Source organism: Sphingomonas aerolata (genome assembly GCF_003046295.1).
Taxonomy (GTDB): domain Bacteria; phylum Pseudomonadota; class Alphaproteobacteria; order Sphingomonadales; family Sphingomonadaceae; genus Sphingomonas; species Sphingomonas aerolata.
The window spans coordinates 498,798-525,525 of sequence record NZ_PZZN01000002.1; the positions used below are offsets into that span (position 1 = coordinate 498,798).

Annotated in this window: 27 protein-coding genes; 14 read left to right on the forward strand and 13 right to left on the reverse strand. The window is 68.1% G+C overall.

The features are described 5' to 3' along the window. Positions 1 to 57: 57 nt before the first annotated feature. The 5 genes from C8J24_RS09640 to C8J24_RS09660 all read left to right on the forward strand — a co-directional run bounded on the left by C8J24_RS09640 (position 58) and on the right by C8J24_RS09660 (position 5,303). The gene (locus C8J24_RS09640) at positions 58 to 1,491 is read left to right on the forward strand and encodes an efflux transporter outer membrane subunit (RefSeq protein WP_234387473.1); all 1,434 of its coding nucleotides are present in this window, start codon (positions 58 to 60) and stop codon (positions 1,489 to 1,491) included. Beyond that, complete coding sequence (locus C8J24_RS09645) at positions 1,491 to 2,876, forward strand: efflux RND transporter periplasmic adaptor subunit (RefSeq protein WP_031440132.1); 1,386 nt, start codon at positions 1,491 to 1,493, stop codon at positions 2,874 to 2,876. The genes C8J24_RS09640 and C8J24_RS09645 overlap by 1 nt, the downstream gene beginning before the upstream one ends. Before the next feature lie 55 nt (positions 2,877 to 2,931). Then, positions 2,932 to 3,588, forward strand: coding sequence for an ABC transporter ATP-binding protein (locus tag C8J24_RS09650; protein ID WP_081874217.1), 657 nt, complete (start codon positions 2,932 to 2,934; stop codon positions 3,586 to 3,588). Positions 3,589 to 3,668: 80 nt separating this feature from the next. After that, a complete protein-coding gene (locus C8J24_RS09655; RefSeq protein WP_244180602.1) occupies positions 3,669 to 4,091 on the forward strand; it encodes an endonuclease domain-containing protein in 423 nt (140 codons plus the stop codon). Between the two features lie 3 nt (positions 4,092 to 4,094). Further along, positions 4,095 to 5,303: an ABC transporter permease gene (locus tag C8J24_RS09660; protein WP_031440131.1), complete on the forward strand. Its 1,209-nt coding sequence runs from the start codon at positions 4,095 to 4,097 to the stop codon at positions 5,301 to 5,303. On the opposite strand, the gene C8J24_RS09665 is transcribed toward C8J24_RS09660, so the two are convergent. The 6 genes from C8J24_RS09665 to C8J24_RS09690 all read right to left on the reverse strand — a co-directional run bounded on the left by C8J24_RS09665 (position 5,278) and on the right by C8J24_RS09690 (position 13,193). After that, positions 5,278 to 5,895: a nucleotidyltransferase family protein gene (locus C8J24_RS09665; protein ID WP_056405176.1), complete on the reverse strand. Its 618-nt coding sequence runs from the start codon at positions 5,893 to 5,895 to the stop codon at positions 5,278 to 5,280. The genes C8J24_RS09660 and C8J24_RS09665 overlap by 26 nt on opposite strands. Further along, a complete protein-coding gene (locus tag C8J24_RS09670; RefSeq protein WP_107932007.1) occupies positions 5,882 to 6,805 on the reverse strand; it encodes an XdhC family protein in 924 nt (307 codons plus the stop codon). The genes C8J24_RS09665 and C8J24_RS09670 overlap by 14 nt, the downstream gene beginning before the upstream one ends. 46 nt (positions 6,806 to 6,851) lie before the next feature. Then, positions 6,852 to 9,056, reverse strand: coding sequence for a xanthine dehydrogenase family protein molybdopterin-binding subunit (locus C8J24_RS09675; protein ID WP_107932009.1), 2,205 nt, complete (start codon positions 9,054 to 9,056; stop codon positions 6,852 to 6,854). 362 nt (positions 9,057 to 9,418) lie between these two features. Then, positions 9,419 to 11,650 (reverse strand): xanthine dehydrogenase family protein molybdopterin-binding subunit, encoded by a 2,232-nt coding sequence (locus C8J24_RS09680; protein ID WP_107932011.1) that lies wholly within the window; start codon positions 11,648 to 11,650, stop codon positions 9,419 to 9,421. 2 nt (positions 11,651 to 11,652) lie between these two features. Continuing rightward, positions 11,653 to 12,633: an FAD binding domain-containing protein gene (locus tag C8J24_RS09685; RefSeq protein ID WP_037530016.1), complete on the reverse strand. Its 981-nt coding sequence runs from the start codon at positions 12,631 to 12,633 to the stop codon at positions 11,653 to 11,655. Further along, complete coding sequence (locus C8J24_RS09690; RefSeq protein WP_081874216.1) at positions 12,630 to 13,193, reverse strand: 2Fe-2S iron-sulfur cluster-binding protein; 564 nt, start codon at positions 13,191 to 13,193, stop codon at positions 12,630 to 12,632. The genes C8J24_RS09685 and C8J24_RS09690 overlap by 4 nt, the downstream gene beginning before the upstream one ends. 129 nt (positions 13,194 to 13,322) lie before the next feature. Between C8J24_RS09690 and C8J24_RS09695 the strand changes: the two genes are divergently transcribed. Both C8J24_RS09695 and C8J24_RS09700 read left to right on the forward strand, forming a co-directional pair. After that, positions 13,323 to 14,327: a glycerophosphodiester phosphodiesterase gene (locus C8J24_RS09695; protein ID WP_107932013.1), complete on the forward strand. Its 1,005-nt coding sequence runs from the start codon at positions 13,323 to 13,325 to the stop codon at positions 14,325 to 14,327. Continuing rightward, the gene (locus C8J24_RS09700) at positions 14,328 to 14,606 is read left to right on the forward strand and encodes a hypothetical protein (RefSeq protein ID WP_031396071.1); all 279 of its coding nucleotides are present in this window, start codon (positions 14,328 to 14,330) and stop codon (positions 14,604 to 14,606) included. 210 nt (positions 14,607 to 14,816) lie between these two features. Here the strand turns inward: C8J24_RS09700 and C8J24_RS09705 are convergent, their stop codons facing one another. Continuing rightward, complete coding sequence (locus C8J24_RS09705) at positions 14,817 to 15,482, reverse strand: TIGR02117 family protein (RefSeq protein WP_107932015.1); 666 nt, start codon at positions 15,480 to 15,482, stop codon at positions 14,817 to 14,819. 22 nt (positions 15,483 to 15,504) lie between these two features. On the opposite strand from C8J24_RS09705, the gene phhA reads away from it, so the two are divergent. Further along, positions 15,505 to 16,380, forward strand: a complete 876-nt coding sequence (phhA, locus tag C8J24_RS09710; RefSeq protein ID WP_107932017.1) for a phenylalanine 4-monooxygenase — start codon at positions 15,505 to 15,507, stop codon at positions 16,378 to 16,380. A 424-nt stretch (positions 16,381 to 16,804) separates the two neighbouring features. Here phhA and C8J24_RS09715 read toward each other — a convergent pair whose 3' ends face one another. The 4 genes from C8J24_RS09715 to C8J24_RS17975 all read right to left on the reverse strand — a co-directional run bounded on the left by C8J24_RS09715 (position 16,805) and on the right by C8J24_RS17975 (position 21,283). Then, entirely contained in the window at positions 16,805 to 17,767 is a 963-nt protein-coding gene (locus tag C8J24_RS09715; RefSeq protein WP_107932019.1) for a 50S ribosomal protein L11 methyltransferase, read from the reverse strand. Further along, a complete protein-coding gene (locus tag C8J24_RS09720; protein ID WP_107932021.1) occupies positions 17,757 to 18,461 on the reverse strand; it encodes an SDR family NAD(P)-dependent oxidoreductase in 705 nt (234 codons plus the stop codon). Before C8J24_RS09720 ends, C8J24_RS09715 begins: the two co-directional genes overlap by 11 nt. A 65-nt stretch (positions 18,462 to 18,526) precedes the next feature. Further along, complete coding sequence (locus C8J24_RS09725) at positions 18,527 to 19,918, reverse strand: methyl-accepting chemotaxis protein (RefSeq protein ID WP_208620946.1); 1,392 nt, start codon at positions 19,916 to 19,918, stop codon at positions 18,527 to 18,529. 21 nt (positions 19,919 to 19,939) lie between these two features. Continuing rightward, positions 19,940 to 21,283 (reverse strand): methyl-accepting chemotaxis protein, encoded by a 1,344-nt coding sequence (locus tag C8J24_RS17975; RefSeq protein ID WP_031393659.1) that lies wholly within the window; start codon positions 21,281 to 21,283, stop codon positions 19,940 to 19,942. A 321-nt stretch (positions 21,284 to 21,604) separates the two neighbouring features. Here C8J24_RS17975 and sdhC point away from each other — a divergent pair, with 321 nt between their 5' ends. The 4 genes from sdhC to C8J24_RS09750 are packed head-to-tail and all read left to right on the forward strand — an operon-like array spanning position 21,605 to position 24,424. Next, positions 21,605 to 21,949 (forward strand): succinate dehydrogenase, cytochrome b556 subunit, encoded by a 345-nt coding sequence (gene sdhC, locus C8J24_RS09735; protein ID WP_244180604.1) that lies wholly within the window; start codon positions 21,605 to 21,607, stop codon positions 21,947 to 21,949. After that, the gene (gene sdhD / locus C8J24_RS09740; protein ID WP_031440117.1) at positions 21,949 to 22,335 is read left to right on the forward strand and encodes a succinate dehydrogenase, hydrophobic membrane anchor protein; all 387 of its coding nucleotides are present in this window, start codon (positions 21,949 to 21,951) and stop codon (positions 22,333 to 22,335) included. Before sdhC ends, sdhD begins: the two co-directional genes overlap by 1 nt. Beyond that, positions 22,335 to 24,137 carry a succinate dehydrogenase flavoprotein subunit gene (sdhA, locus tag C8J24_RS09745; RefSeq protein WP_107932025.1) on the forward strand — a complete coding sequence of 601 codons (1,803 nt, stop codon included), beginning with the start codon at positions 22,335 to 22,337 and terminating at the stop codon, positions 24,135 to 24,137. Before sdhD ends, sdhA begins: the two co-directional genes overlap by 1 nt. Further along, the gene (locus tag C8J24_RS09750) at positions 24,137 to 24,424 is read left to right on the forward strand and encodes a hypothetical protein (protein ID WP_107932027.1); all 288 of its coding nucleotides are present in this window, start codon (positions 24,137 to 24,139) and stop codon (positions 24,422 to 24,424) included. The genes sdhA and C8J24_RS09750 overlap by 1 nt, the downstream gene beginning before the upstream one ends. Positions 24,425 to 24,426: 2 nt before the next feature. On the opposite strand, the gene brnA is transcribed toward C8J24_RS09750, so the two are convergent. Beyond that, positions 24,427 to 24,711, reverse strand: coding sequence for a type II toxin-antitoxin system BrnA family antitoxin (gene brnA / locus C8J24_RS09755; RefSeq protein ID WP_197975096.1), 285 nt, complete (start codon positions 24,709 to 24,711; stop codon positions 24,427 to 24,429). Then, on the reverse strand, positions 24,689 to 24,964 hold the full coding sequence (locus tag C8J24_RS09760; protein WP_031393665.1) for a BrnT family toxin: 276 nt from the start codon (positions 24,962 to 24,964) through the stop codon (positions 24,689 to 24,691). The genes brnA and C8J24_RS09760 overlap by 23 nt, the downstream gene beginning before the upstream one ends. Positions 24,965 to 25,060: 96 nt before the next feature. Here C8J24_RS09760 and C8J24_RS09765 point away from each other — a divergent pair, with 96 nt between their 5' ends. Together C8J24_RS09765 and C8J24_RS09770 are read left to right on the forward strand one after the other, a co-directional pair. Beyond that, a complete protein-coding gene (locus tag C8J24_RS09765; RefSeq protein ID WP_031393666.1) occupies positions 25,061 to 25,642 on the forward strand; it encodes a ClpP family protease in 582 nt (193 codons plus the stop codon). A 134-nt stretch (positions 25,643 to 25,776) separates the two neighbouring features. After that, the gene (locus C8J24_RS09770; RefSeq protein ID WP_031393667.1) at positions 25,777 to 26,559 is read left to right on the forward strand and encodes a succinate dehydrogenase iron-sulfur subunit; all 783 of its coding nucleotides are present in this window, start codon (positions 25,777 to 25,779) and stop codon (positions 26,557 to 26,559) included. Positions 26,560 to 26,728: the final 169 nt, after the last annotated feature.

Consider the following 26,728-nt stretch of genomic DNA (forward strand, 5'->3'; position numbering starts at 1 on the left):
GGAAGGGGCATTGCGTCATGCCTGCCGCCCATGTCCCGCGTCCGAGCTTTCCTCCTCATGCCCGTCCTGCTCGCCGGCTGCTCAGTCGGGCCGGATTATCGTCCGAAGGCGGCGGCCGAGCTGGGGGTGCCAGACGCCTATTCCGTCACCCCCGCGACCAGTCCCGAGGATCTGACGCGCTGGTGGCAGCGGTTCGACGACCCCGTGCTCGGCCAGCTCGTCGAGCAGGCGGCGGCGACCAATCTCGACATCGCGCAGAGCGTCGCCCGCCTCCGCCAGGCGCGCGAGAGCCTGATCCAGAACCGCGCCTCGCTGCTCCCCACGCTCAGCGGCTCGGGCGGCTATCAGCGCAACGAGAATCTGCGCGGCGGCGGGCGGTCGTTCACGCTGCCCGACGGCACCGTCGTCGATACCGGCGGCGGCGGCACCAACAGCTTCACGCTGGGCGCGAGCGCCAGCTACCAGGTCGGCGTCTTCGGCGAGATCCGCCGCACGATCGAGGCGAGCCGCGCGGAGTACGCAGCCTCGGGCTACGACTATGCAACCGTGCTGATCTCGATCGAGAGCGAGGTCGCGCGCAACTATGTGCTCGCCCGGCTCTACCAGCAGCAGCTCGCCAATGCGCGCGCGTCGCTGACGATCCAGGACGACAATCTCGAGATCGCCGGGTTCCGCGTCCAGGCGGGGCTCGTCTCCAGCCTCGACCAGGAACAGGCGCGCGCGCAGCGGGCACAGACCGCGGCGACGATCCCGAGCCTCGACCAGCAATATGCCGCAGCCGTCGCGCGGATCGGCGTGTTGACCGGACAGGCGCCGGGCGCGCTCCGGCCGCTGCTCGCGCCGGTCAAGCCGATCCCGGTCGGGCCGAAGGCGGTCGGCGTCGGCATTCCCGGCGACACTTTGCGCCAGCGTCCCGACATCCGCTCGGCCGAGCGCGCGCTCGCCGCCGCCACCGCGCGGATCGGCGTGGCCAAGGCCCAGCTCTATCCCGCGCTCGCGATCACCGGCAACATCAACACCAACGCGACCTCGATCGGCAATATCGGCGATGCGATCACCGGCGGGCTGTTCGCGGGGCTGACCCAGGCGATCTTCAACGGCGGCCGCCTGCGCAGCCAGGTGCGGACCAGCGAGGCCGCCGCCGACGGCGCGCTCGCCTTCTACAAGTCGACCGTGCTGACCGCGCTCGAGGATGTCGAGAATGCGGTCGTCGCACTCCAGACCGCGCAGGAACGCGAGCGCCAGTTCGCCATCGCGCTCGATGCCGCGAACAATTCCGCGATCCTCAGCCGCAGCCAGTATCGCACGGGGCTGACCGACTTCACCACGCTCAACCAGCAGGAGGTCGCGCTGCTGTCCGCGCGCAACGGCGCGACCCAGGCGCGCGCCGACGCCGCGACCGCGCTGGTCGCGCTCTATGCCGCGCTTGGCGGCGGCTGGGACGCGACCGTGATCCCGCAAGCGCCCATCTCCAATCCAGAGGCACGCTGATGGCCGACGCATCGATCGACGATTTTCTGGGCGTGAGGCCGCAGGCCCCCTGGAAACGCTACATCAAATGGGTCGCGATCGCGGTCGGCGTCGTGCTGCTCTGCCTGCTGCTCGCCAAATGCTTCGGCGCGAAGGAGCAGACGCAATATTCGACGCAGGCGGCCGAGCGCGGCAACCTGACCGTGACGGTGTCCGCGACGGGCAAGCTCGCGCCGACCAACCAGGTGACGGTCGGGTCGCAGCTGTCGGGGCTGGTCACCAAGGTGGTCGCCGACGTCAACGACCGCGTCGTCGCGGGCCAGCCGCTCGCGCTGATCGATCCCGAACAGCTCGATGACCAGATCCGCCAGGGCAATGCACAGCTCGCCGCCAACCAGGCGCAGGTGAACCAGGCGCAGGCGACCGTCGCCGAATCGCGCGCACAGCTCAACCGGCTCGAGGAGGTCGCGCGACTGTCGGGCGGGCGCGTGCCGTCCAAGACCGAGCTTCAGGCCGGCCGCGCCGACTATCAGCGCGCGCTCGCCGCGCAGAAGGTCGCCGAGGCCAATGTCGTCGCCAGCCGCGCCGCGCTCGCGCAGAGCCAGACGCAGCGCGCGCGCGCGATCATTCGCTCGCCGGTAACCGGCGTCGTGCTCGCGCGCCAGATCGATCCCGGCCAGACCGTCGCGTCGTCGTTCAACACGCCGACGCTGTTCGTGATCGCCGAGGACCTGACCAAGATGAAGCTCGAGGTCGCGATCGACGAGGCGGACGTCGGCGAGGTCAAGATCGGCCAGCGCGCCAACTTCACCGTCGACGCCTTTCCCGGCAAGACCTTCCCCGCGACGATCACGCGTGTCGATCTCGGCTCGAACCTGACGGTCAGCTCGGCGACGTCGTCGAGTTCGAGCACCAGCACGACGACCACCACCGGCCAGGTCGTGTCCTACGCCGCCGATCTGACCGTGGCCAATCCGTCGCTCACGCTGCGCCCGGGGATGACCGCGACTGCCGATATCGTCACCTCGGACAAGCAGCGCGTGCTGCTCGTCCCCAACGCCGCGCTCCGCTTCAAGCCGACTGCCGCGTCGGGCGATGCAGGCGGCGGCATTGCCGGGTCACTGACCTTCCGGCCGCGGCGCGGCGGCGGGGCCGAACGCACCGCGACGCTCGGCCGCGGCGCGCAGCAGACCATCTATGTGAAGGGCGCCGACGGCACGCCGCAGCCGGTGCAGATCACCACCGGCGACACCAACGGGACGATGACCGAGGTCCTGTCGGGCAATCTCCAGCCCGGCGCGCAGGTCATCACCGGCCAGCTTGCGAGCGGCTCGGACGAGACGAAGCGCGGTGGCGGTGGCCGTCGCGGCGGTGGCGCCAGCAAGGGCGGGGGCGGTGGCCAGTAATCCGCCCCTGATCTCGCTGCGCGGCGTCACCAAGACGTACGGCGCGGGCGCGACGATGTTCCAGGCGCTGAAAGGCGTCGACCTCGACATTGCCGGCGGCGATTTCGTCGCGGTGATGGGGCCGTCGGGGTCGGGCAAGTCGACGACGATGAACATCCTCGGCTGTCTCGATGTGCCGAGCGCGGGGACGTTCCTGTTCCGCGGCCATCATGTCGAGACGCTCGACCGCGACCAGCGCGCGCTGCTCCGCCGCAAATATCTCGGCTTCGTGTTTCAGGGGTTCAACCTCCTCTCGCGCACCTCCGCGCTCGAGAATGTCGAGCTGCCGCTGCTCTATCGCGGCGACGAGAAGCGCGCGCGGCGCGCGGCGGCGATGGCGAGCCTCGACACGGTCGGGCTCGCGGACTGGTGGGACCACACCCCCGCCGAGCTGTCGGGCGGCCAGCAACAGCGCGTCGCGATCGCGCGCGCTCTGGTGACGAACCCCGACGTGCTGCTCGCCGACGAACCGACCGGCAACCTCGACAGCGAACGCTCGGTCGAGATCATGCAGCTGCTGACCCGGCTCAACGCGGAGCAGAACATCACCGTCCTGATGGTCACCCACGAACCCGACATGGCCGCCTTCGCGCGCACCGTCGTGCACTTCAAGGACGGCCTGGTCGAACGCATCGAAAGCCGCCACGAGCAAGGCGAAAGGGTCGAGTCGTGATGGCCCAACCCCCGATAAGCCCCTCCCCTTCAGGGGAGGGGTTGGGGTGGGGAACCACACTCGCCAAGCGAGCAACGCACATGCGTCGCGACCCAACAGAACCCGAAAAACGCCTGTGGCGCGGCCTCTCCAACAGCCAGCTCGGCGGCTTCAAGTTCCGCCGCCAGGCCGTGCTCGGCACCAGGATCGTCGATTTTTTCTGTCCCGCCACCGGCCTGATCGTCGAAGTCGATGGCCACACCCACGACCCCGACATCGATCAAAACAGGGACGCCCTGATGCAGCAACCGGGCTTCACGACCATAAGGGTCGGCAACACCGACGTGATGGAGAATGCCGAGGGCGTTCTGCTCCACATCCTTTCGGTCGCGCAGGGGCTCCCGGCGCGCGCGCACTGGCGGCTGCCCCACCCCAACTTAGTGCCGGGTGAAGGATGCCCCGCATCCTTCAGGCCATGCCGGGGGCATGGCCGATCCGACACTCCTGAAGGGGAGGGGCTTTAAGTCATGTTCGGCACCACCCTCTCGCTCGCGCTGCGCTCGATCCGCCGCCATATCCTGCGGTCGTTCCTGACCATTCTCGGCATCGTCATCGGCGTCGGGGCGGTCGTGACGATGGTCACGCTCGGCAAGGCGACGACCGCCGCGGTACAGCAGTCGATCTCCGCGCTCGGCACCAACATCCTGCAGATCCGGCCGGGTCAGGGCTTTGGCCGCGGCGGCGGCGGACCGCGGCCGCCTGATTTCAAGCCCGAGGACGTCACCGCGGTCGCCAACCAGATCGCCGGCGTCACCGCGGTCGCCCCCCAGGCGCAGGCGACCGCCACCGCGATCTATGAGGGCGCGAACTGGTCGACGACGATCAACGGCACCACCAGCGCCTATTTCCAGGTCCAGCCCTGGCCGCTGGCGACCGGGCGGATCTTCACGCCGGTCGAGGAGGCGTCGGGCAAGGCGGTGTGCATCATCGGCAATACCGTGCGCACCAACCTGTTCCGCGGGGGGGACGCGGTCGGCCTACGCATGCGGATCGGCGCGATCAGCTGCGACGTGATCGGCGTGCTGTCGACGCGCGGGCAGGCGGGGTTCGGCGGCGACCAGGACGACGTGGTCATCATGCCGATCAAGGCGGTGCAGCGTCGCTTCACGGGCAATCGCGACATCCGGCTGATGCTGGTGGGCGTCGACCAGAAATTCTCGACCGCAACCGTGCAGGCGTCGATCACCGACCTGCTGCGCGAACGCCGGACGATCACCGCGGGCAAGGAGGATGATTTCAACATCTTCGACACCAAGCAGATTTCCGACACGCTGACCGGCACGACGACATTGCTGACCGGCATCGTCGCGGCGGTCGCGGGGATCAGCCTGGTCGTCGGCGGGATCGGCATCATGAACATCATGCTGGTGTCGGTGACCGAACGCACGCGCGAGATCGGCATCCGGCTCGCGATCGGCGCGGTGGCGCGCGAGGTGCTGTTGCAGTTCCTCGTCGAGGCGATCGTGCTGTCGTGTCTGGGCGGGCTGATCGGGCTGGTGATCGCGCAGCTGGCGATCGCGATCATCGCGCCGCTGATCAAGGTCCAGTGGCTGTTCGTGCCCGAGATCAATCTGTTCGCGTTCGGAATCTCCGCGGTGATCGGCGTCGTCTTCGGCTATTTCCCCGCACGCCGCGCCGCCGCGATGAACCCTATCGACGCGTTAAGGCACGAGTGATCGCCGCGCGCGGGTCGTGGACCAGCGCCTGCAGTCGCTCCAGATCCTCGGGCGTGTCGATGTCGATCAGCTCGGCCGGCGCGGTCACCACGTGCCGCCCCGCGCGCACCAGATCGCGCGCGCCCGCATCGCCGTCGAGCGACAGCAGGAAGTCGAACCGGTCGCGGGCGAACAGGGCAGGGGGCGACGGCTTCACCCCGTCGCTCGACGCGACCACCGCATCCGCGCTGTCGGCGGCATCGAGCATCCGGTAGACATGCGCCGCGGTGACGCGCGGCATGTCGGCCAGCGCGATCAGCACCGCCTGCGCGCCGTCGTCCTTGGCGCGCTGCACGCCCAGCTTGACCGACTGCGCCATCCCCGCCGCGGGATCGTCGTTATGCACTACCGCATAGCCATGGCTCGCGAAATCGAGCGTGCAGCCATCGGTGACGACGAGCCGGTCGCGGAACGGGATCGCCTCGAACGCGGTGACGACGTGCAGCCCGACCGGCTTGTTGAGGAACGGCACCTCGAGCTTGTTCGGGATGCCGAACCGCTGCGATCGGCCCGCGGCGAGCAGGATGAGGACGACGTCTTCAGCGGCGATCATGGAAGGCTCCGATCATGGCGGCGGCGACCGACAGCGCAATCTCGGACGGCCCGATCGCGCCGATGTCGATCCCGACGGGCGCGTCGATCCGGTCGATATTCTCAGGGGTCACCCCCGCCGCGGCCAGCCGTTCGCGCCGCGCCGCATGGCTCTTGCGGCTGCCGAGCGCACCGACATAGGCGGCGTCGGTCGCCAGCGCGGCGATCAGCGCGGGGTCGTCGATCTTGATGTCGTGGCTCAGCGTCACGACCGCGGTCGACGGACCCGGGCGCAGCGCGGCGATCGCCTCGTCGGGCCAGCGATCGTCGAGCGTGACGCCGGGGAAGCGCTCGTCGGTCAGGAAGCGCGCGCGCGGGTCGATCACCACCGTTGCGATCCCGAGCTCGCGCGCGAGGCCCGCCAGCGCCTGCGCGATCTGCACCGCGCCGACGATCAGCAGGCGGCGCGGCGGATCATAGCGGTTGACGAACACCTCGCCCGTCTCCGCCGGCCGCGCATCGCTGTGCCCGGTGGCGAGGTCGGTGGTGACGGTCAGCGCATCACCCTGGTCGCGCGCATCGGCGATCCGGTCGAACAATTCGGGGTCGAAGCCCTCGGCGGACACCGGCTGGACCATCACCGCGATCTCGCCGCCGCAGGGCAGCCCGACTTCCCACGCCGCGGCATCCGCGACGCCGTAGTTGCGCACCTGGAACGGCGCACCCGCGATCACGTCGGCGGCGGTCGCGAGGATGTCGCTCTCGACACAGCCGCCCGAGACGGAGCCCTCGAACCGGCCGTCCTCGTGGACGAGCATGTGACTCCCCTTGGGGCGCGGCGCGGAGCCCCAGGTCGAGACGACCGTGGCGATCGCCATCCTCTCGCCCTTCCAGGTCTTCGCCGCGGCAATCACGCTATCGTTTTCGGCCATGTCTTCTCTCTCTTCTCGTTCCTCCGCATCGGCGTGGGAACAGACTTTATACCGCGGGCAAGCCTTCGAGCAGCTTGTCGAGCGTCACCGGGAAATCACGCACCCGCACACCGGTCGCATTGTAGATCGCGTTGGCGACCGCCGCGCCCGCACCCGAAATGCCGAGCTCGCCGACCCCCTTGGCGCCCGCAGGGTTTGCCGAATCGTCGATCTCCTCGATGAAATAGGCTTCGAGCTGCGGAATGTCGGCGTTCACCGCGACGTGATATTCGCCGAAATCGGGGTTCACGAACGCGCCGGTACGCGTGTCGACGACCCCCTCCTCAGTCAGCGCATAGGCGATGCCCCAGGCCATGCCGCCGATGATCTGGCTGGTCGCGGTCTTGCGGTTGAGCACGCGGCCGACGTCGAACACGCCGAGCATCCGCCGCACCCGCACCTCGCCGCTGACCGCGTTGACCGCGACCTCGACGAAATGCGCGCCGTGGCTCGCCTGGCTGGTGCGCTTGCTCTCCTTGCCCGGCCCGGTCTTGCCCATCGCGACGATCGGCGCCCCGCGCAGCAGGTCGGCGAGCTTGACCTGCCGCCCGCCCGCGCTGACGCACCCGTCCTTGAGGCTCAGCTCCTCGGGCGCCGCGTTCATCCGCAGCGCGAGCTCGGCCAGGATGTCCTCGCACGCCAGCACCACCGCGGACACCGCACTGCCGGCGCCGAACGACCCGCCCGACCCCGCGGTCGGCGGGAAGTCGGTATCGCCCAGCCGGACGTCCACATCCGCAACCGGCAGCCCGAGCATCTCGCCCGCGGCCTGTGCCAGGATCGTGTAGGTGCCGGTGCCGATATCGGTCATGTCGCATTCGACCGCCGCACGACCGTCCGCCTCGAGCCGGACGCGCGCCTGCGCCTGCACCGTAAAATTGCCGCGCAGGCTGGCCGCCATGCCGATCCCGATCAGCCATCCGCCTTCGCGCACCGACGCCGGCGCGGGGACGGCGGCGGGCCAGCCGAACCGCTCTGCCCCTTGCGTGTAGCAGTCCAGCATGCGCCGCGTGGAGAAGGGCTTGCCGCTGCCCGGATCGCAGTCGGGCTCGTTGCGGCGGCGCAGCTCGATCGGGTCGATCCCGAGCTGGACCGCGAGCTCGTCCATCGCGCATTCGACGCCGAACGTGCCGACCGCCTCGCCCGGCGCGCGGACCGCACCGCTCGCGGGCAGGTCGACGCGGACGAGGTCGGTCCTGAACCGCCGCGACTCCCCGCGATAGAGCGGGATCGTCCCGAACGGCACGGGTTCGAGGAACGGCGCGTCGTCATTCTGCGCGGCGACGCTCTCATGCCCCATGCCCTGGATCACGCCGCGTTCGTCGGCGGCGATGCGGATGCGCTGCGTCGTATGCGAGCGGTGGTGGACGACATAGGCGGTCTGGCGCCGCGGCAGCGCGATCTTGACCGGGCGGCCGACCGCCTCCGCTGCGATCGCGGCGAGGATCGCCTCGGGGCCGACGCCGGTCTTGCCGCCAAAGCCGCCGCCGACATAGGGCGCGAGCACGCGGACCTTGTCGGCGTCGATCTTGAGCACCTTGGCGATCGTCTTGCGCGCGGCGCCGATCACCTGGTTGCTCGATCGCACCGTCAGCCGGTCGCCGTCCCACCAGGCGGTGGTCGCATGCGGCTCGAGCGCGGCGGGGAAATGCACCGGCGTCGTATAGGTCGCATCGAGCGTCACGGCCGCGTCGCGCATCGCCGCATCAAGGTCGCCCATGTCGACGGGCGGCACGAAGCCGATCGCGGGATCGGTATCGACCGGCTGCGCTTCGACATCGAACCGGTCCTCGCCCGCTTCGGTCTCGACGCGGACGAGTGCTGCGGCGTCGCGCGCGATCGCCTGGTCCTCGGCGACGACCACCGCGACGGGCTGGCCGAGATGGAGGATGACGTCGGTGTCGAACAGCGGCAGCGCGCTGGAATTGGACTCGCCCGCAGGCATGCGCGGATCGCCGTGGAGCACCGCAATCACGCCGGGCATCGCCTCGGCCGCACGCGCGTCGATGCTGAGGATGCGGCCGCTGCCGACCGGCGTACCGACGATCGCGGCATAGGCGACCCGCTCGGGCGTGCCCTCATAGGCATAATCGGCAACGCCGGTGACCTTCGCCGGCCCCTCGACCCGATCAATCCCGCGCCCGAGAACCCCCTGCGTCGCGCGGTCGAGCCCGGCCGGGCGGAACGCGGCGTCCATTACGTGGTCGGTCATAGGCTCGTCCTCGGGTGTGGAGGGTCTGAGATAGGGGGGGCGGGGGTGTTTGACGAGGGTGGCGGCGTGGTCTCAACGCCGCCCCAGCGCAGGATGGCGCAGCGCCAGCCGGACCCAAGCGAGGGCTGGTGCCGTCCCCACCACCACCACCCCGGCGAAGGCCGGGGCCCAGTTGGGAAGGCCGTCGTGACGAAGGACGATCCCCTGTCAGGAAAGTCCCCCAACTGGGCCCCGGCCTTCGCCGGGGTTGTAGTAAGGAGGGTGGCGCCCACCCCCACCTGTTTCCCCGCGAAGGCGGGGATCCAGGGTCACAAGCGACACCGCCCGTGACCCCTGGACCCCCGCTTTCGCGGAGGAGCAGATCAGACCGCCGGCAACTGATCCAGCAGCTTGTCCAACGTAATCGGGAACTCGCGCACCCGGATCCCCGTCGCATTATACACCGCATTCGCAACCGCAGCGCCCGCGCCCGAAATCCCCAGCTCGCCAATCCCCTTCGCGTGGATCGGGTTCGCATGGATATCCCGCTCGTCGACGAAGTGGACGTCCATCTGCGGCACGTCCGCATTGGCCGGCACGTGATATTCGCCGAGATCGTGGTTCACCAGCTTGCCGGTGCGCGTGTCGTGGATCAGATCCTCGGTCAGCGCGGTGCCGATGCCGAAGGTCATGCCGCCCAGGCACTGCGACCGCGCGGTCTTCGCGTTGAGCACGCGCCCCGCCGCGAACGACCCGAGCATCCGCCGCACGCGCGTCTCGCCGGTGATGACGTTGACCGCGACCTCGGCGAAGTGCGCACCGAAGCCTGCCTGCGAGGTTTCCTTCTCCTGCTTGCCCGGCTTGATATGCCCGGTCGCCTCGAGGCCCTTGCCGACCAGCTCGCCGATCGGCGTCGAGCGGTTGTCGCCGATCGCCTTGCCGTCCTTCAGCGTCAGGCCGTCCTCGTCGACGCCCATCGCCTTGGCGATCTTGCCGCGCAGCATCTCGCAGGCGAGATAGACCGCGGTCCCCGACGAGGCCGCACCCCAGGACCCGCCCGAACCCGCCGCGGGGGGATCATTGGTATCGCCCAGCGACATGGTGATGTTCTCGACGGGGATGCCCAGGATCTCCGACGCGATCTGCGCGAGGATCGTGTAGCTGCCCGTGCCGATATCGGTCATCGCCGACGACACGGTCGCAGTGCCGTCGGGATGGATCTCGACCTTGGCGGACGATTCCATCATCATGTTGCCGCGCACGGCGGACGCGACGCCCATGCCGATCAGCCATTCGCCCTCGCGGCGCGTGCCGGCCTTCTGGCGCTTGTCCCAGCCGAAGCGAACCGCACCCTCGTCGAGCGCGCGCGTCAGGTTGCGCGACGAATAGGGGACGTCCTTCTCCGGATCGATCCGCGGATCGTTGCGCTTGCGCAGCTCGATCGGATCCATGTCGAGCTTTTCGGCCAGCTCGTCCATCGCACCCTCCAGCGCCAGCATCCCGACCGCTTCGCCCGGCGCGCGCATCGATCCCGACAGGACGAGGTTCACATTGACCAGCTCATGCGTGATCAGCCGGTTCTCGCCGCCATAGAGCAGGTGCGTACCGATGCCGGCGGGCTCGAAATAATCCTCGGTCGACTGGTTCGACGCGAGCGTCTCGTGCCCGATCGCGGTCAGCTTGCCCTCGGCGTTTGCCGCGAGCCGGACGCGCTGCTCGGTGTTCGAGCGACGCACGGTCGCCTCGAACACCTGCGGGCGCGACATGACCGCCTTGACCGGACGGCCGAGCTGCTTGGCGGCGATCGCCGCCGCGACGCTCTCGGGCGCGATGCCGAGCTTCGACCCGAACCCGCCGCCGATATAGCGCGCGACGATCCGGACCTTCTTTTCCGACAGCCCGAGCGACTTGGCGAGCTGCTGCGCGTCCGACGTCGGCATCTGATAGGCACCGTACAGCGTCAGCGAGCCGTCCTCTTCCCAAACCGCGGTCGAGGCGTGCGGCTCCATCGCCGCCGAATTCTGGCTCGGCGTGACATAGGTCGAATCGACCGTCACCGCCGCATCGGCCATCGCCGTGTCGACATCGCCCTGCTTGAAATGCGCAGGCGCAGCGTCGTCGGGGGGTGTCCGCGTCTCGTCGCGGTGCGCGGCGAAGTCATACTGGCCCTCCGCCTCGTCATAGACGATCGGCAGGCGGGCCGCCGCGTCGCGCGCGACCTCGAAGCTCTCGGCGAGCACGATCGCGACGATCTGGCCGAAGAACGCGATGTCCTTGACGCCCTGTGTCGGTGCATCGGTCGCGCCGCCCTGGGCGGACACGCGGATGAACTGGTCGAAGTCGGTGACGACGTCGAGCACGCCGGGGATGCTCTTCACCGCGTCGACGTCGATCGACACGACCTTGCCCGCGGAGATCTTGGTGCCGACGAGCACGCCGTAGGCCATGTCGTCGAACTGATATTCCGCGGCATAGGTCGCGGTGCCGCTGACCTTCAGCGGACCGTCGATGCGGTCGAGCGGCTTGCCGATGACGCCCTGAACGCCGCTGTCCAGAAGACTGTCCGGATGCGGTTTGTCCATCGTCAGGCTGTTGGTGGTTCCAAAACCGAACATGATTATGCTCCCGTTACGGTGCGCAGCGTCGCGATAAGCGTGCGACGCGCGAGGGGGATCTTGAAGTCGTTCGAGCCATAGCCCTTGGCATCGGCGAGCAGCGCGGTCGCCGCGGCCTCGAAGGCCTCGTCCGACGGCGCCTTGCCGACCAGCGCGGCCTCGACCGCCGGATTGCGCCACGGCATCGGCCCGAGCCCGCCGAACGCGAGCGAGGCCGACGCGATCACGCCGTCCTGCACATCGACCACGGCCGCGACCGAGACGAGCGCGAAGGCGTAGGACGCACGGTCACGGACCTTGCGATAGGCCTGCTTGCCCTTGGGCGGTGCCGGCAGCTCGATATGCGTGATCAGCTCACCCGTCTCGAGCACGGTCTCGATCTCTGGCGTCGATCCCGGCAGGCGGTAGAATTCGTGCACCGAGATGCGCCGACGATCGCCGTCCGCCTTCAAGGTCACGATCGTCGCGTCGAGCGCCCGCATCGCCACTGCCATGTCGCTCGGATGCGTCGCGATGCACTGCTCGCTGGTGCCGAGCACTGCGAGGATGCGGTTGAAGCCGCCGATCGCCGAACAGCCGCTGCCGGGCTCGCGCTTGTTGCACGCGGCGGCGGTGTCGTAGAAATAATAGCAGCGCGTCCGCTGGAGCATGTTGCCCCCGGTCGACGCCTTGTTGCGCAGCTGGCCCGATGCACCCGCGAGCAGGGCGCGGCTCAGCACCTCGTACTTGGCGACGACGCGGCGGTCGGCGGCGAGGTCGCTGTTCGGCACCAGCGCACCGATCGTCAGCCCGCCATCCTCGCGCTCCTCGATCTTCGCGAGATCGAGGCGGCTGATGTCGACGAGCGTGTCGGGCGTCTCGACCTGCAGCTTCATCAGGTCGAGCAGGTTGGTCCCGCCCGCGATGAACCGCGCGCCGGTCGTCCCGGCATCCCGGACCGCGGCCTCGGGGGTCGCGGGTTTCTCATAGGTGAAGGTCTTCATGCCACCATCTCCCCGCGCGCATCGGCGTCCATCGCCGCGTCCTTCTCGTCCGCGGACCGGCCCTTGGGCGCGGTGTCGCCGACTTCGCGGATCGCATCGACGATGTTCGGATAGGCGGCGCAACGGCACAGATTGCCGCTCATCCGCTCCGAAATCTCGGCATCGTCGAACTTGGGATCGGTCAGGTCGCCCGATGCGTGGCTGGCCCAGCCCTTCTTGACCTCGTCGAGCATCCCGACCGCCGAACAGATCTGGCCAGGCGTGCAATAGCCGCACTGATAGCCGTCATGCCGGACGAACGCATCCTGCAGCGCGTGGAGGTTGCCCGGCTGGCCGAGCCCCTCGATCGTCGTGATCTCGTCGTCCTGGTGCATGACCGCGAGCGTCAGGCAGGAATTGACGCGGCGGCCGTTGATCAGGACGGTGCACGCGCCGCACTGGCCGTGGTCGCAGCCCTTTTTCGAGCCGGTGAGGCCGAGATGCTCGCGGCACAGGTCGAGCACCGAGGTGCGGATATCGGGCTCGGCGTCATATGATTGACCATTGATCGTGAAATGCATGGGGTCGCCCCTTCTGGAACCGGGAATTATGAGGACTCAACGCCGATGCGCCGAATGGTTTCCTATTGCGATTGGCTCTCACGGATCGCCGCTCTGGTACTTGGCGTCGCCGGCGGGCAATCTGTTGCGATGACACCGAAAAATCCTCCCTCGACGCCCCCGATCGTGATCGCGCACCGCGGTGCGAGCGGGCTCCGGCCCGAACATACGCTCGCCGCCTACGACCTCGCGATCGATCAGGGCGCGGACTTCATCGAGCCCGACCTCGTCCCGACGAAAGACGACGTGCTCGTCGCGCGGCACGAAAACGCGATCGCCGACACGACCGACGTCGCCGACCATCCCGAATTCGCCAGCCGCCGCACGACCAAGACGATCGACGGGCACAGCCTCACCGGCTGGTTCGTCGAGGATTTCACGCTCGCCGAACTGAAGACGCTGCGCGCGAAGGAGCGGCTGCCGAAACTCCGCCTCGCCAACACCGCCTATGACGGGCAATTCCAGATCCCGACGCTCGCCGAGATCATCGCGCTCGCCAAGCGGCGCTCCGCCGAGACGGGCCGCACGATCGGCATCTATCCCGAGACCAAGCACCCGACCTATTTCGCCGGCATCGGCCACCCGACCGACCTGCTGCTGGTCGCGCAGCTCAAGGCGGCAGGCTGGGATTCGGCGACGGCACCGGTCTTCATCCAGTCGTTCGAGGTGAAGAACCTCCAGCGGCTCCACGCGGTGACGCGGGTGCGGCTGATCCAGCTGATCGACGGCGAGGGCGGCCCAGCCGACGGTGCGCAGCCCAGCTATGCCGCGATGATCACGCCCGCGGGCCTGAAGGCGGTGGCGGGCTATGCGTATGGCATCGGCCCGAACAAGGGCATGCTGTGGGCGGGCATGACGCCGTCGCCGCTCGTCGCCGACGCGCATGCGGCGGGTCTGCGCGTCCATCCCTGGACCTACCGCGCGGAGAACATGTTCGTCCCCGACCGCTTCCGCCGCGGCACCGACCCCGCCGCGCACGCCGATCTCGCCGCCGAGATCGACGCCGGGCTCGCGCAAGGTATCGACGGATTCTTCACCGATTTTCCGCTATACGGGGCGCAGGCGCGCGATCGGCTGCGCGCGGGAGTGAAGTAGATGCGTAAGGTTCTTCCCGTTCTGGCGATCCTGCCCCTGATGACCGCGGGCTGCATCAGCACCGCGACGTCGATCGTGAAGGCGCCGTTCCAGGTCGCGGGCAAGGCGGTCGACTGGACGACCACCAGCCAGGAGGAATCGGACCGCAATTACGGCCGCAAGATGCGCAAGCAGGAGGCCGAGGAGGGCAAGCAGCGCAAGGAACTCGCCAAACGCTGCAGGAAGGACCCCCGGCGCGGCGAATGCGGGCAATATCAGGGGTACCGCGCGGGGGAGTGACAGCAAAAAAAACACCACCCCGGCGAAGGCCGGGGCCCAGTCGGGAAACGGAAGTAACCTCGCGCTGCCCTCAGTCACCAACGTCCCCCAACTGGGCCCCGGCCTTCGCCGGTGTGGTAAGGAGAAATCGCTCCTGCAATCCTGTTCTCCCGCGAAGGCGGGAGCCCAGTCTGGGTCCCCGCCTTCGCGGGGACACAAGGGGGCAACCCTTCAAAACCACCACATCACCGTAGCCGGAAACGGCGTCCACCACCCGACCCGCACGCCCGCAAACCGCAGCGCATCCCCCGTCCACGCATTGCACGTCGCCACCCCGCTATAATGCCCCCGCGCATCGTAGAACGCGTCATAACCGGCATAGCCCGGATAGGCCCGCCCTCCCGGCCGGATCGTCGCCGCGATATACCCCGCCAGCCGCCGATACTCCCCCTCGCTCAGCATCACCGCGCGCACGTCGCCACCGGCCACCGGCGCGGCGAGATGCTCGACGTGCAGCAGCACCGCGTCGCTGCCGGTCGCCGACGCCACCACGGTCCGCAGCTTCACGTCCGCCCAGGTCGGCGTCTCCAGGAAGAACGCCTTCTCCCCCCAGCCGATCGCGAGGTGATCGAACGCGGCATAACGCGGGTCGCGCAGGTCGCCGGGCCGGGCAAACCCGCGCCAGTCCACCCCGGCCGCGACCTTCGGGACGATGATCCCGGTATGCACCCCGTTGCTCTCGACGAAGATGCGGATGCCGCGCGGGGGAGGGCGCCAGTCGCGGTTGGTCGGGATTGCCCCGCCGACCAGCCCCGCCACCGCATAGCCCGCAGCCAGTGCGAGAACGACTGCAAGGATCCTTAACGACCAATGAATCCAGCGCGTTTCCGTTGTCATTCGGTCATGCTAGACGATGGCCATGCTAGAAGAAACGCACGTGCTCAGCACGCCGCCCGAAGGGGCACCCGACTGGACGATCCCGCAAAACTGGTCGAGCTATACCGCCGAGGATCATGCGACCTGGGACACGCTGTTCGCGCGCCAGTCGAAACTGCTCCCCGGCCGCGCGTCGAACGCGTGGCTGCGCGGGCTCGACGTGCTGAAACTCTCGAAGCCCGGCATTCCCGATTTCGAGGAACTGTCCGAACGGCTGATGAAGCTCACCGGCTGGTCGGTCGTCGCGGTGCCCGGCCTCGTCCCCGACGACGTCTTCTTCGATCACATGGCCAATCGCCGCTTCGTCGCGGGCAATTTCATCCGCCGTCCCGACCAGCTCGACTATCTCCAGGAACCCGACGTCTTCCACGACGTGTTCGGGCACGTGCCCATGCTCGCCGACCCGGTCTTCGCGGATTATTTGGCGGCTTATGGCCGCGGCGGCCAGCGCGCGCTCGGGCTCGACGCGCTCAAATATCTCGGCCGGCTCTACTGGTACACGGTCGAATTCGGCCTGATCGCCGAGCCCGAGGGGCTGCGCATCTACGGCTCGGGCATCGTCTCGAGCTTCGCCGAAACCCGCTTCGCACTCGACGACCCCAGCCCCAACCGCATCGCGCTCGACCTCGCGCGGGTCATGCGGACGGAGTACCGGATCGACGATTTCCAGCAGAACTATTTCGTCATTCCGAGCTTCGACGAACTGCTGCGCCTGACGGTGGAAACCGATTTCGCACCGCTGTACGAGGCGCTGAAGGCCCAGCCCGACATCCCCGTCGCGCAGATCGAACCCGACGACGTCTTGCTGACGCACGGCACGCAGGCCTATGCGAACGCCAAAGCCACACGCGCCGCATAATGCCACCACCCCGGCGAAGGCCGGGGCCCAACTGGGATAGCCGTGCGATTCATGCGCGAAGCCTTACCCAATTGGCCCCCGGCCTCCGCCGGGGTGGTGTAAAGTGTGAGGCAAGGCGCGGGCTGCACCCCAATGTTCCCCCGCGAAGGCGGGGGCCCAGTCTGGACCCCCGCCTTCGCGGGGGAACAGGCGTCCTGAGGAAGAGCTCTCAGAATTTCAGCGCCGAGCCGTATCACCTGGTAAGACCGAACGCCCCGCACCCACGAACCACCCCGGCGAAGGCCGGGGCCCAGTTGGGCGAACCCCGGAGATGGAACCGAACGGCCATCCCAACTGGGCCCCGGCCTCCGCCGGGGTGGTGCCGGGTGTGAGGCGAGCCACGGGCCGCACCCTCATCTTCCCCCGCCTTCGCGGCGGAACAGGATCAGATATCCAGCGCCCACCCGTCGCGCCCCTTGGGATCGAACGGCCCGTCCGCCACGAACCGCGTCGCGCCCGCGCGCAGCCGCAGCACGCTCCAGTCCCCGCGCCGGTCGACCGCGTCCAGCGAGCACCCGCACGCCGTATAGGCCGCGACCACGTCCGCGCGCTGCGTCTCGAGCAGCCCCGCCAGCACGATCGTCGCCCCCGCATCGGCGATCGACGCGATCTCGGGCGCCATCGACACCAACGGCCCCGCCAGGATGTTCGCGATCACCAGGTCATAGGGCGCGCGCGCGACGATCGCGTCGTCGAGCGTCCCGTCGGCCACCACCAGGTCGATCCCCGCGACGCCGTTCAGGTCCGCATTCTCCTGCGTCACCTCGATCGAGACCGGATCGATATCCGTCCCCATCACCGCCGCATCGGGCCACAGATCCGCCGCGGCAAAGGCGAGCAGCCCGGTCCCCGTGCCGATGTCGATGACGTTGGCGAACCGCTCGCCCGGCGCCGCATCCGCCAGCCCGTCGAGCATCGCCAGGCACCCGCTGGTCGTCTCGTGATGCCCCGTCCCGAACGCGCGGCTCGCCTCGATCAGGAAGGCGCGCTTGCCCGCGGGCACCGCATCGGCATGCGCGCGGGTGTGGACGAAGAACCGTCCGACCGACAGCGGCTCGAGCCCCGCCTGGCTCATCGTCACCCAGTCCGCCGCGGCCAGCCGCTCGACCGCGATTCTGGCCCCCGCCGCGCTCGGCACCAGCGCGCGCACCGCCGCGACCGTGTCGGCGCCCGGCTCATGTTCGAAATACGCGTCGAGCCGCCAGGATTCGACGTCGTCCTCGATCTCCTCGGTGGTCATCAGCACCGCGTCGCCCGGAATCGCGTCGCCCAGATCGCCGCTCGCATCGATCGCCTCCGCCTCCGCGCGCGTGCAGGGGAGGGTGAGTTTCCAGCTCTCAGCGGACATGGCTCGCCCCGTTCACATCGATCACCGCGCCGGTCATCGAGGGCGGCGCCTCGAGCGCGCAATAGCGTGCGACCGAGGCGACTTCGGCGGGGTCCGCGACCTTGCCGAGCGGAATGTCGGCAAGCAGCGCATCGCCGCCGCGGCTCGACAGATAGTCCTCCGCCATCCCGGTCATCGTGAAGCCGGGGCAGATCGCAAACGCCAGGATCCCCTCGCGGGCATAGCCGCGCGCGATCGTCTTGGTCATCGCCACCATCCCCGCCTTCGACGCGGCATAATGCCAGTGCGCGGGGGAATCGCCGCGATAGGCGGCGCGGCTGGCGATGTTGACGATCCGGCCCGCGAACCCGCGCGCCTGCCAGTGCAGCACCGCGAGCCGGCAGAGTTCGGCGGACGCGGTCAGGTTGATCCGCATCGTCCGCTCCCACTGAGCGGTCCAGTCGCCGTCACCCAGCGGGCTCGCCTCGAACACCCCGGCATTGTTGATCAGCACGTCGATCGTGCCGCCCGCCTGTTCCAGCGCGGCGGTCCACAGCGCGGTCGGCCCGGCGGGATCGGCAAAGTCGGCGGGGAGCCCGCTAGCGCTGCCCGCGTTGCTGCTCTTGTGCCCGATGACGGTGGCGCCCGCGTCGGTCAGCGCCTGGTGAATGGCCGCGCCGATGCCCCGGCTCGACCCTGTGAGTAGGATGGTCATGCCCGGGGCCTTAGCGCGCCCGGTGACGGTTCGTCACCCACCCGATCGCATGGGGGTAAGGTCTATCACGCGACGCTGGACGAAAACCCGTCGGCGGCCCCGCGCAGCACGCTCAGCTTGTCGTCGATCAGCCCGAAATCCTGGCCCAGCAGCGTGATCTCGTTGGCGACCGCCTCCGCATCGCCGCGGATCATGTCGATCGTCGCGGACATGGTGTCGGCGGCCAGCGCGGTCTCATCGACCGCGGCGGTGATCGACGCGACGGTCCGCGCCTGCGCGTCCATCGCCTGGCGGATCCGCAGCGCGCTGTCCTGGACCTCGCCGACGGTCGTGCGGATGCCGACGCTGGTCGTCACCGAGCTGTGCGTCGCCGCCTGGATCGCGGCGATCTTGGTCGCGATGTCGTCGGTCGCGCGCGCGGTCTGGCTGGCGAGGCTCTTCACCTCCTGCGCCACCACCGCGAAGCCGCGCCCCGCATCGCCCGCGCGCGCCGCCTCGATCGTCGCGTTGAGCGCGAGCAGATTGGTCTGCCCCGCGATCGTCCGGATCAGCCCCAGGATTGATTCGATCGACTGGGCATGCGCGCTCAGCGTCTCGGACATGCCGACCGCGTCGGTCGCCTGTGCCGACGCGCGGTTGGCGATCTCGGCGGCCGCCTCGACCTCGATCCGCGCGCCCTCGATCGCACAGATCAGTCCCGAGGCGGTATGGGCGGCCTCACGCATCGCCAGCGCGGACTGTTCGGCGGCGGCGGCGACCTCGCTCGTCTTGCCCAGCACGCTGCGGGTCGAGCTCGACGCGCCCATCGCCTGCACGCGGATCCGCGCGCCCAGCTCGGCGGTGTCCTCGATCGACGAGGCGATGCTCTCACGGAACGCCGCCGCCCGCGCGCTGCGGGCGATCCGCGCCGCCTCGGCATCGGACGCGCTCAGATGCGACGCCATGATGTCCGCTTCGATCAGCGCGAGCCGCTGGATCACGTCGCCCAGCATCCGCATCGACGTGGTGTCGGTGCCGACCCGTTCGGCGATCAGCCCGAGCGTGACGCTGTGCGCGAACGCCAGCGCGGCGAGCAAGGCGGGCAGGGGAATGTTCGCCTTGCGCGACTGGACCGCATGGTCGATCGCGATGTCCCGCCACGCCAGGTCATAGGGGGAGAGATATTTCAGCCGGACATAGTCCGCGCTTGCGACGATGCTGCGTTCGAGTCGCTCGGGGGTGAAGGCGGGCCGGACATGAAGCGCGCTCTCGAGCGAGAGGTAATGCCGCCAGAACGTCTCCGCGATCAGCCGGTGGTCGGCGGCATCCAGCATCGCGGTCAGCGTCGCGCAGCTTGGCCCGATCGCGCCGTCCCAGTCATAGTCGCGCACGCGTTCGTACAGCGGCCGGCCATCATTGCCCCAGTCCAGCGTGCCGTGCGGCACGCCATTGCTCATGCGGTCGATTGGCGCGGTCATGCTCCCCCCTTGTGCCCTCCGTTATGCAGCCACCTTCGCGATGAATACGCCCGCGCTGGTCTTCAGATTGCTCAGCCGGCTGTCGAGCATGTCGAAGCCCCGGCCGACGCCGTCGATCTCGGTCGCCACCATTTCGGTATCCGCCCTGATCGCCGCGATCGTCGTCGACATCGAATCGGCGGCGAGCGCGGTCTCGTCGACCGCCGCGGTGATCGCGGTGACGGTCTGCGCCTGCGCCTCCATCGCGTGCCGGATCCGGTCGGCGCTGTCCTGCACCTCGGCGACGGTCGCCTTGATGCTCGCATTGGTCGCCACCGTGCCGCGCGTCGCCGACTGGATCGCGGCGATCTTGGCGGCGATGTCGTCGGTCGCGCGTGCGGTCTGGCTGGCGAGGCTCTTCACCTCCTGCGCCACCACCGCGAAGCCGCGTCCGGCATCGCCCGCGCGCGCCGCCTCGATCGTCGCGTTGAGCGCGAGCAGATTGGTCTGGCCGGCAATGTCGCGGATCAGCCCCAGGATCGACTCGATCGACTTGGCGTGATCGCTCAGCGCCTCGGACATGCCGACCGCGTCGGTCGCCTGTGCGGATGCGCGATTGGCGATCTCGGCCGCGGCCTCGACCTCGCTGCGCGCATCCTCGATCGCGCGGATCAGCCCCGCGGCGGTCTGCGCGGCCTCGCGCATCGCGACCGCGGACTGTTCGGCGGCGGCCGCCACCTCGCTCGCCTTGCCCAGCACCGCGCGGGTCGAGGCCGAGCTGCGCACCGCCTGTTCGCGCAAGACATGCCCCTCGTCGGTCGCGGTCTCGACCATCGTCGCGATTCCGTCGCGGAATTCGACCGCCAGCGTGTCGCGCGCGCCCTGCGCCGAGAAGTTGCGATATTTGGTATAGATCGCCACGGTGATCTCACCTTCCAGCGCCGACAGCCTCATCAGCGTGTCGATATACAAGGAAAGTCGGTCATTGTCGCGCGCCACGCTCTGCATCAGCACGCCGAGCGCGGCACGGTCGCTCGCGCTGATCATCGACAGCAACGCCATCGGCGACACGTCGGCGGCATAGGCCGCGGCGACCGACCGCTCGACCGATTCGACCCAGCCGCGCGCATTGGTGTTGAGGAAGCGGTCGCGCAGGAAATTGCAGCCGACCTCGATCATCGCGTCGGCCTCGTGCGGCGACCAGATCCGCTCGTTGCTGAAACAGCGCTGCCACTGTTCCCAATAGGCCTGGGAGATCGTGACGACATGCGGTTCGATCAGCGCCCAGAGCTCGCGGCTGGCCGCCGCGAGCGAGCCGTCAAAGTCAAACGCGCGCAGCCGTGCGGCCAGGTCGATCTGGGTGGCGATCGACCCGGGGGCCGGCATGTCGAGTGAGGTCAAAGGGTAAACTCCGGATCGCGTTGCCCGGCCAGCGCTAACGGTGATTCCTTAAGGCCAGGTTAGGGATCGATGCCGCGGGGCAGGGGGCGCCCGCCGCCCCGCCCGACCAACCGCCCGGTAGCCCCTGCGCATTGCCCTGGGTTATCAAGCCGGGCGGCGATGGGTTGCATCGCAGCACATGGCGTCTAATAGACCGGCAAACCGTTCGTTACTCGCCCTTCGTACTCGAGGACACAGCCCTTGGCATCGCGCAACCCGGCACGCCCGCTTTCTCCCCATCTGCAGATCTATAAATGGGGCCCGCACATGCTGGTCTCGATCCTGCACCGCGCGACCGGCAGCGGCATGGCGACCGTCGGCAGCCTGCTGCTCGTCTGGTGGCTCGCCGCGATCGCGTCGGGGGAGCAGGCCTATGCGACCTTTGTCGACGTGTTCACGACCGATACGGGCGGGCTCAACATTCTGGGCTATGTCATCGGCATCGGCCTGACCTGGTCGCTGCTCCAGCACATGATGACGGGCATCCGCCATCTGGTGATGGACACCGGCGCCGGATTCGAACTCAAGCGCAACCGCATGGGTGCGCGCGCGACGATCCTGGCCAGCACGCTGCTGACGGTCGCCTTCTGGCTCTACATGGGGATGAAGTAATGGGTTCGGGTACGCCAGTCGGCCGCGTCCGCGGTCTGGGCAGCGCCAAGCACGGCACGCAGCATTGGTGGCAGCAGCGGCTGACCGCCGGCGCCAACATCTTCCTGATGGCCTGGCTGATGGTCGCGGTCGCGCGGATGCCCGCCTATGACTATGCCTCGGTGCATCTGTGGCTCCAGTCGTCCTGGGCGGCGATCCCGATGGCGCTGCTGATCCTGTCGGTCTTCTACCATTTCCGTCTCGGTCTTCAGGTCGTGATCGAGGATTACATGCACGGCGAAAGCCGCGTCGTGACGATGATCCTGCTCAACCTGTTCACCTTCACGCTGGGCGGCATCGCCCTGTTCGCGATCCTGAAGGTCGCCTTCTCCGGAGCTCCTGCGTAATGTCAGCTGCCTACAAGATCATCGATCATACCTATGATGCGGTCGTCGTCGGGGCCGGCGGCTCGGGCCTGCGCGCCACGATGGGCATCGCCGAGAGCGGGCTGAAGACCGCGTGCATCACCAAGGTCTTCCCGACCCGGTCGCACACCGTCGCAGCCCAGGGCGGCATCGCCGCGTCGCTCGGCAACAACTCGCCGGATCACTGGACCTGGCACATGTTCGACACCGTCAAGGGTTCCGACTGGCTCGGCGACCAGGACGCGATCGAATATCTGTGCCGCGAGGCCCCGCAGGCGGTGTATGAGCTGGAACATGCCGGCATGCCGTTCAGCCGTAACGAAAACGGGACGATCTATCAGCGTCCGTTCGGCGGCCACATGCAGAACATGGGCGAGGGTCCCCCGGTCCAGCGCACCGCGGCTGCCGCCGATCGTACCGGCCACGCGATGCTCCACGCGCTCTACCAGCAGAGCCTGAAGTACAATACGGACTTCTTCGTCGAATATTTTGCGCTCGACCTGATCATGGAAAACGGCGTCTGCCGCGGCGTGATCGCCTTGTGCATGGAAGACGGTTCGATCCACCGCTTCCGCAGCCACCAGACCGTGCTCGCGACCGGCGGCTATGGCCGCGTCTATTTCTCGGCGACCTCGGCGCATACCTGCACCGGCGACGGCAATGCGATGGTGCTCCGCGCCGGGCTGCCGCTCCAGGACATGGAGTTCGTCCAGTTCCACCCGACCGGCATCTACGGCGCGGGCGTGCTCATCACCGAGGGCGCACGCGGTGAGGGCGGCTATCTGACCAACTCCGAGGGCGAGCGCTTCATGGAGCGCTATGCCCCGTCGGCAAAGGACCTCGCCTCGCGCGATGTCGTCAGCCGCTCGATGGCGCTCGAAATGCGCGAAGGCCGCGGCGTCGGCAAGAATGGCGACCACATCTTCCTGCACCTCGATCACATCGATCCGAAGGTGCTCGCAGAGCGCCTGCCGGGCATCACCGAGACCGGCAAGGTCTTCGCGGGCGTCGATCTCACGCGCCAGCCGCTGCCCGTCACGCCGACCGTGCATTACAACATGGGCGGCATCCCGACCAACTTCCACGGCGAGGTCGTCAACCTCGTCGCCGGCAACCCCGACGCGGTCGTCCCCGGCCTGTTCGCGGTCGGTGAGGCCGCCTGCGTCTCGGTCCACGGCGCCAACCGTCTCGGCTCGAACAGCCTGATCGATCTCGTGGTGTTCGGCCGTGCGACCGGTCTGCGGATCCGCGACACGCTCAAGCCCGGCACCGCGCACGCGCCGCTGCCCAAGGGCTCGGAAGACCTCGCGCTCACGCGTCTCGACACGTTCCGCAATGCGAGCGGCGGGTCGCCGACCGCGCAGATCCGTCTCGACATGCAGCAGACGATGCAGAAGCATTGCGCGGTGTTCCGCGATACCGAGCTGCTCAACCAGGGCGTCGAGAAGATGGCCGGCATCTACAACCGGATGACCGACGTCGCCGTGAAGGATCGCAGCATGATCTGGAACACCGATCTGGTCGAGACGATGGAGCTCGACAATCTGATCGGCCAGGCCGTCGTCACGATGAACTCGGCCGCCAACCGCACCGAGTCGCGCGGCGCTCACATGCACGAGGATTTCCCCGAGCGTGACGATGCCAACTGGATGAAGCACACCATCACGACCTTCGACGGCTGGGGTGGCAAGGGCGGTCAGACCAAGATCGATTTCCGCCCGGTGCACGACTACACGCTCACCGACGACGTCGACTACATCAAGCCCAAGAAGCGGGTCTATTGATGATTTGGGCCATCATCGCGATCGGGTTCCTCGTGCCCGTCGCGGTGGGGCTGCTGACGCGGTTCCCGCCGATGATCGCCGGCTTTCTCTGGCCGGCGATCGTCGCGATCGGGACCGCGATCTATATCTACGGCATCGAAACGCGCGCGCCCGGCGAAGACCCGCAGAAGATCGCCATCACCTTCTTCGCGCTCTTCTCGCTCGCCGGCGGCGTCCCCGGCGGCCTGGTCGGCTGGATCCTCCAGCACAGGCGACAGGCCAATCCGGCACTCGACCGGGACATCTGACCTCAAGGGCTGGCGGGGCCTTTCGCCGTCGCTTCCAGACGATCCGCCAGCCACATCTTGATGAGCGCCTGACGCGTGACGCCACGCTTGCGGGCTTGCACGTCGAGACTCTCTACCATCCACGTGGGGAAATCGACGTTCACGCGCTTGGCCTCCAGCGCAGGCTTGCGCGGGCTGGACCAGTCGAAATACGCGCTGACATCCTCGCCCTCGTCAAACCGCCGGTCGAGCTCGTCGGCTGAGATAGCCTTGTGCAGCACGGATTTAGCCGGTGCGGGCGCGTTCATAAGCCAGTTCCTCATAATCTCTCGCGCGGCGAACCGAGATGATCCGGGTCGCCGTACCGCGATCGGTGACGATCGCCGTCCACAGGCGATCGCCGATCCGGCCGATCACCAGTTGCCGGTCCTCGCCCACATGGCGCTGGGCCGATCCGACGACGATCCGCTCGTCATCGCCCCACAGCGCCTGAGCTTCGACGAAATCAATACCGTGCTTGACCGCGTTGGCCGCGCTCTTGTCCGGGTCGAATTCGAACATGCCCAACTCTACCGCAATTTCGGTATAGAATCTATACTCCCGGTCTTTTGCGGACGACATCGGAACCGCTCGATACCGCGGTAAGTTTGCCCGCGCATGACCGACACCTCCCCCGCTTCGAACGCGCGCAACTACCCGTTGCTCGCCGTCCCCCATGTTCAGTTGCACGGCCCCGTCGACGACGCGATGTACGACAGCTTCAAGGCGCAGGTCGCGGCCGCGCCGACCGAGGGGCCGCTCGTCGTCTCGATCACCACGCTCGGCGGCGATCCCGAAATGGCGCGCGCGATGGGCGACCATATCCGCCTGCTGCGCGAATATACCGATCGCGAGACGCTGTTCCTCGGCAAGGTCGCGGTCTATTCGGCCGGCGCGACCTTCATGTCCGCATTTCCCGCCGACAGCCGCTTCCTCACGCGCAACAGCCGCCTCATGATCCATGAGCGCCAGATGACGAGCACGATCCAGCTCAACGGCCCGCTCAACGCGCTGTCTTATACGCTGAAGGCCAAGCTCCACGAGATCGAGGATTCGATCAACATCCAGGAAGAAGGCTTTCGCGATCTCGTCCGCGGCACCAAGGTCGATATCGAGGAGCTGAAGGCCAAGGCGCCGTCCAACTGGTATATCGAGGCGGAGGAAGCGCGCGATCTCGGGCTGATCCTCGACATCATCTGACGGTTGCGGCGGTCCGTGCCGCGCCCCACATGTGACTCATGTTGCACCCGCGAAGCTAAGGATTTGCGGGCAGGGCCCCTGTCATGTATCGGCTCTGACAACCTTGTCATCACACCACGGACGGACCGCTCGCAATGGCCGAATTCTCGCTCCCGAAAAACAGCGTCGTTAAGAAGGGCGTCAAGCACGCCTCGACCAGCGGGGGCAAGCGGCTGAAATCGTTCAAGGTGTATCGCTACGATCCCGATAGCGGCGAGAATCCCCGTTACGACACGTTCGAGCTCGACCTCGACGAGACCGGTCCGATGGTGCTCGACGCGCTGATCAAGATGAAGGGCGAGCAGGACAGCTCGCTGACCTTCCGCCGTTCGTGCCGCGAGGGGATCTGCGGTTCCTGCTCGATGAACATCGACGGCAAGAACGGTCTCGCCTGCACCACCGCGATCGAGGATTGCAAGGGCGAGGTCCAGATCACCCCGTTGCCGCACATGGACGTGATCAAGGATCTCGTCCCCGACTTCACGCATTTCTACGCGCAATATTCGTCGATCAAGCCCTGGCTGCAGACCGTCACCCCGCCGCCCTCGGGCAAGGAGCGTCTCCAGTCGCCAGAGGACCGCTCGAAGCTCGACGGCCTGTACGAGTGCATCCTGTGCGCCTGCTGCTCGACCTCGTGCCCGAGCTACTGGTGGAACGCCGACAAGTTCCTCGGCCCCGCGATTCTGCTCCAGGCCTATCGCTGGCTCGCCGACAGCCGCGACGAGATGACCGGCGAGCGGCTCGACGAGCTCGAGGATCCGTTCCGCCTCTATCGCTGCCACACGATCATGAACTGCGCGAACGCCTGCCCCAAGGGGCTGAACCCCGCCAAGGCGATCGCCGAGATCAAGAAGATGGAAGCCGAACGGATCGTCTGATCTGGCAGGGGGAGGGCGGTCCCCTCCACCCCGCTCTCGCCCGGCCTCGCTCCCCTTCCGTTCGTGCTGAGCGAAGTCGAAGCACAGGCCCGGGGCAGGGCGCGGCGCTCCCCCACCCCCGTTCGTGCTGAGCGAAGTCGAAGCACAAGCCCGGGGCAGGTGGTGGCGC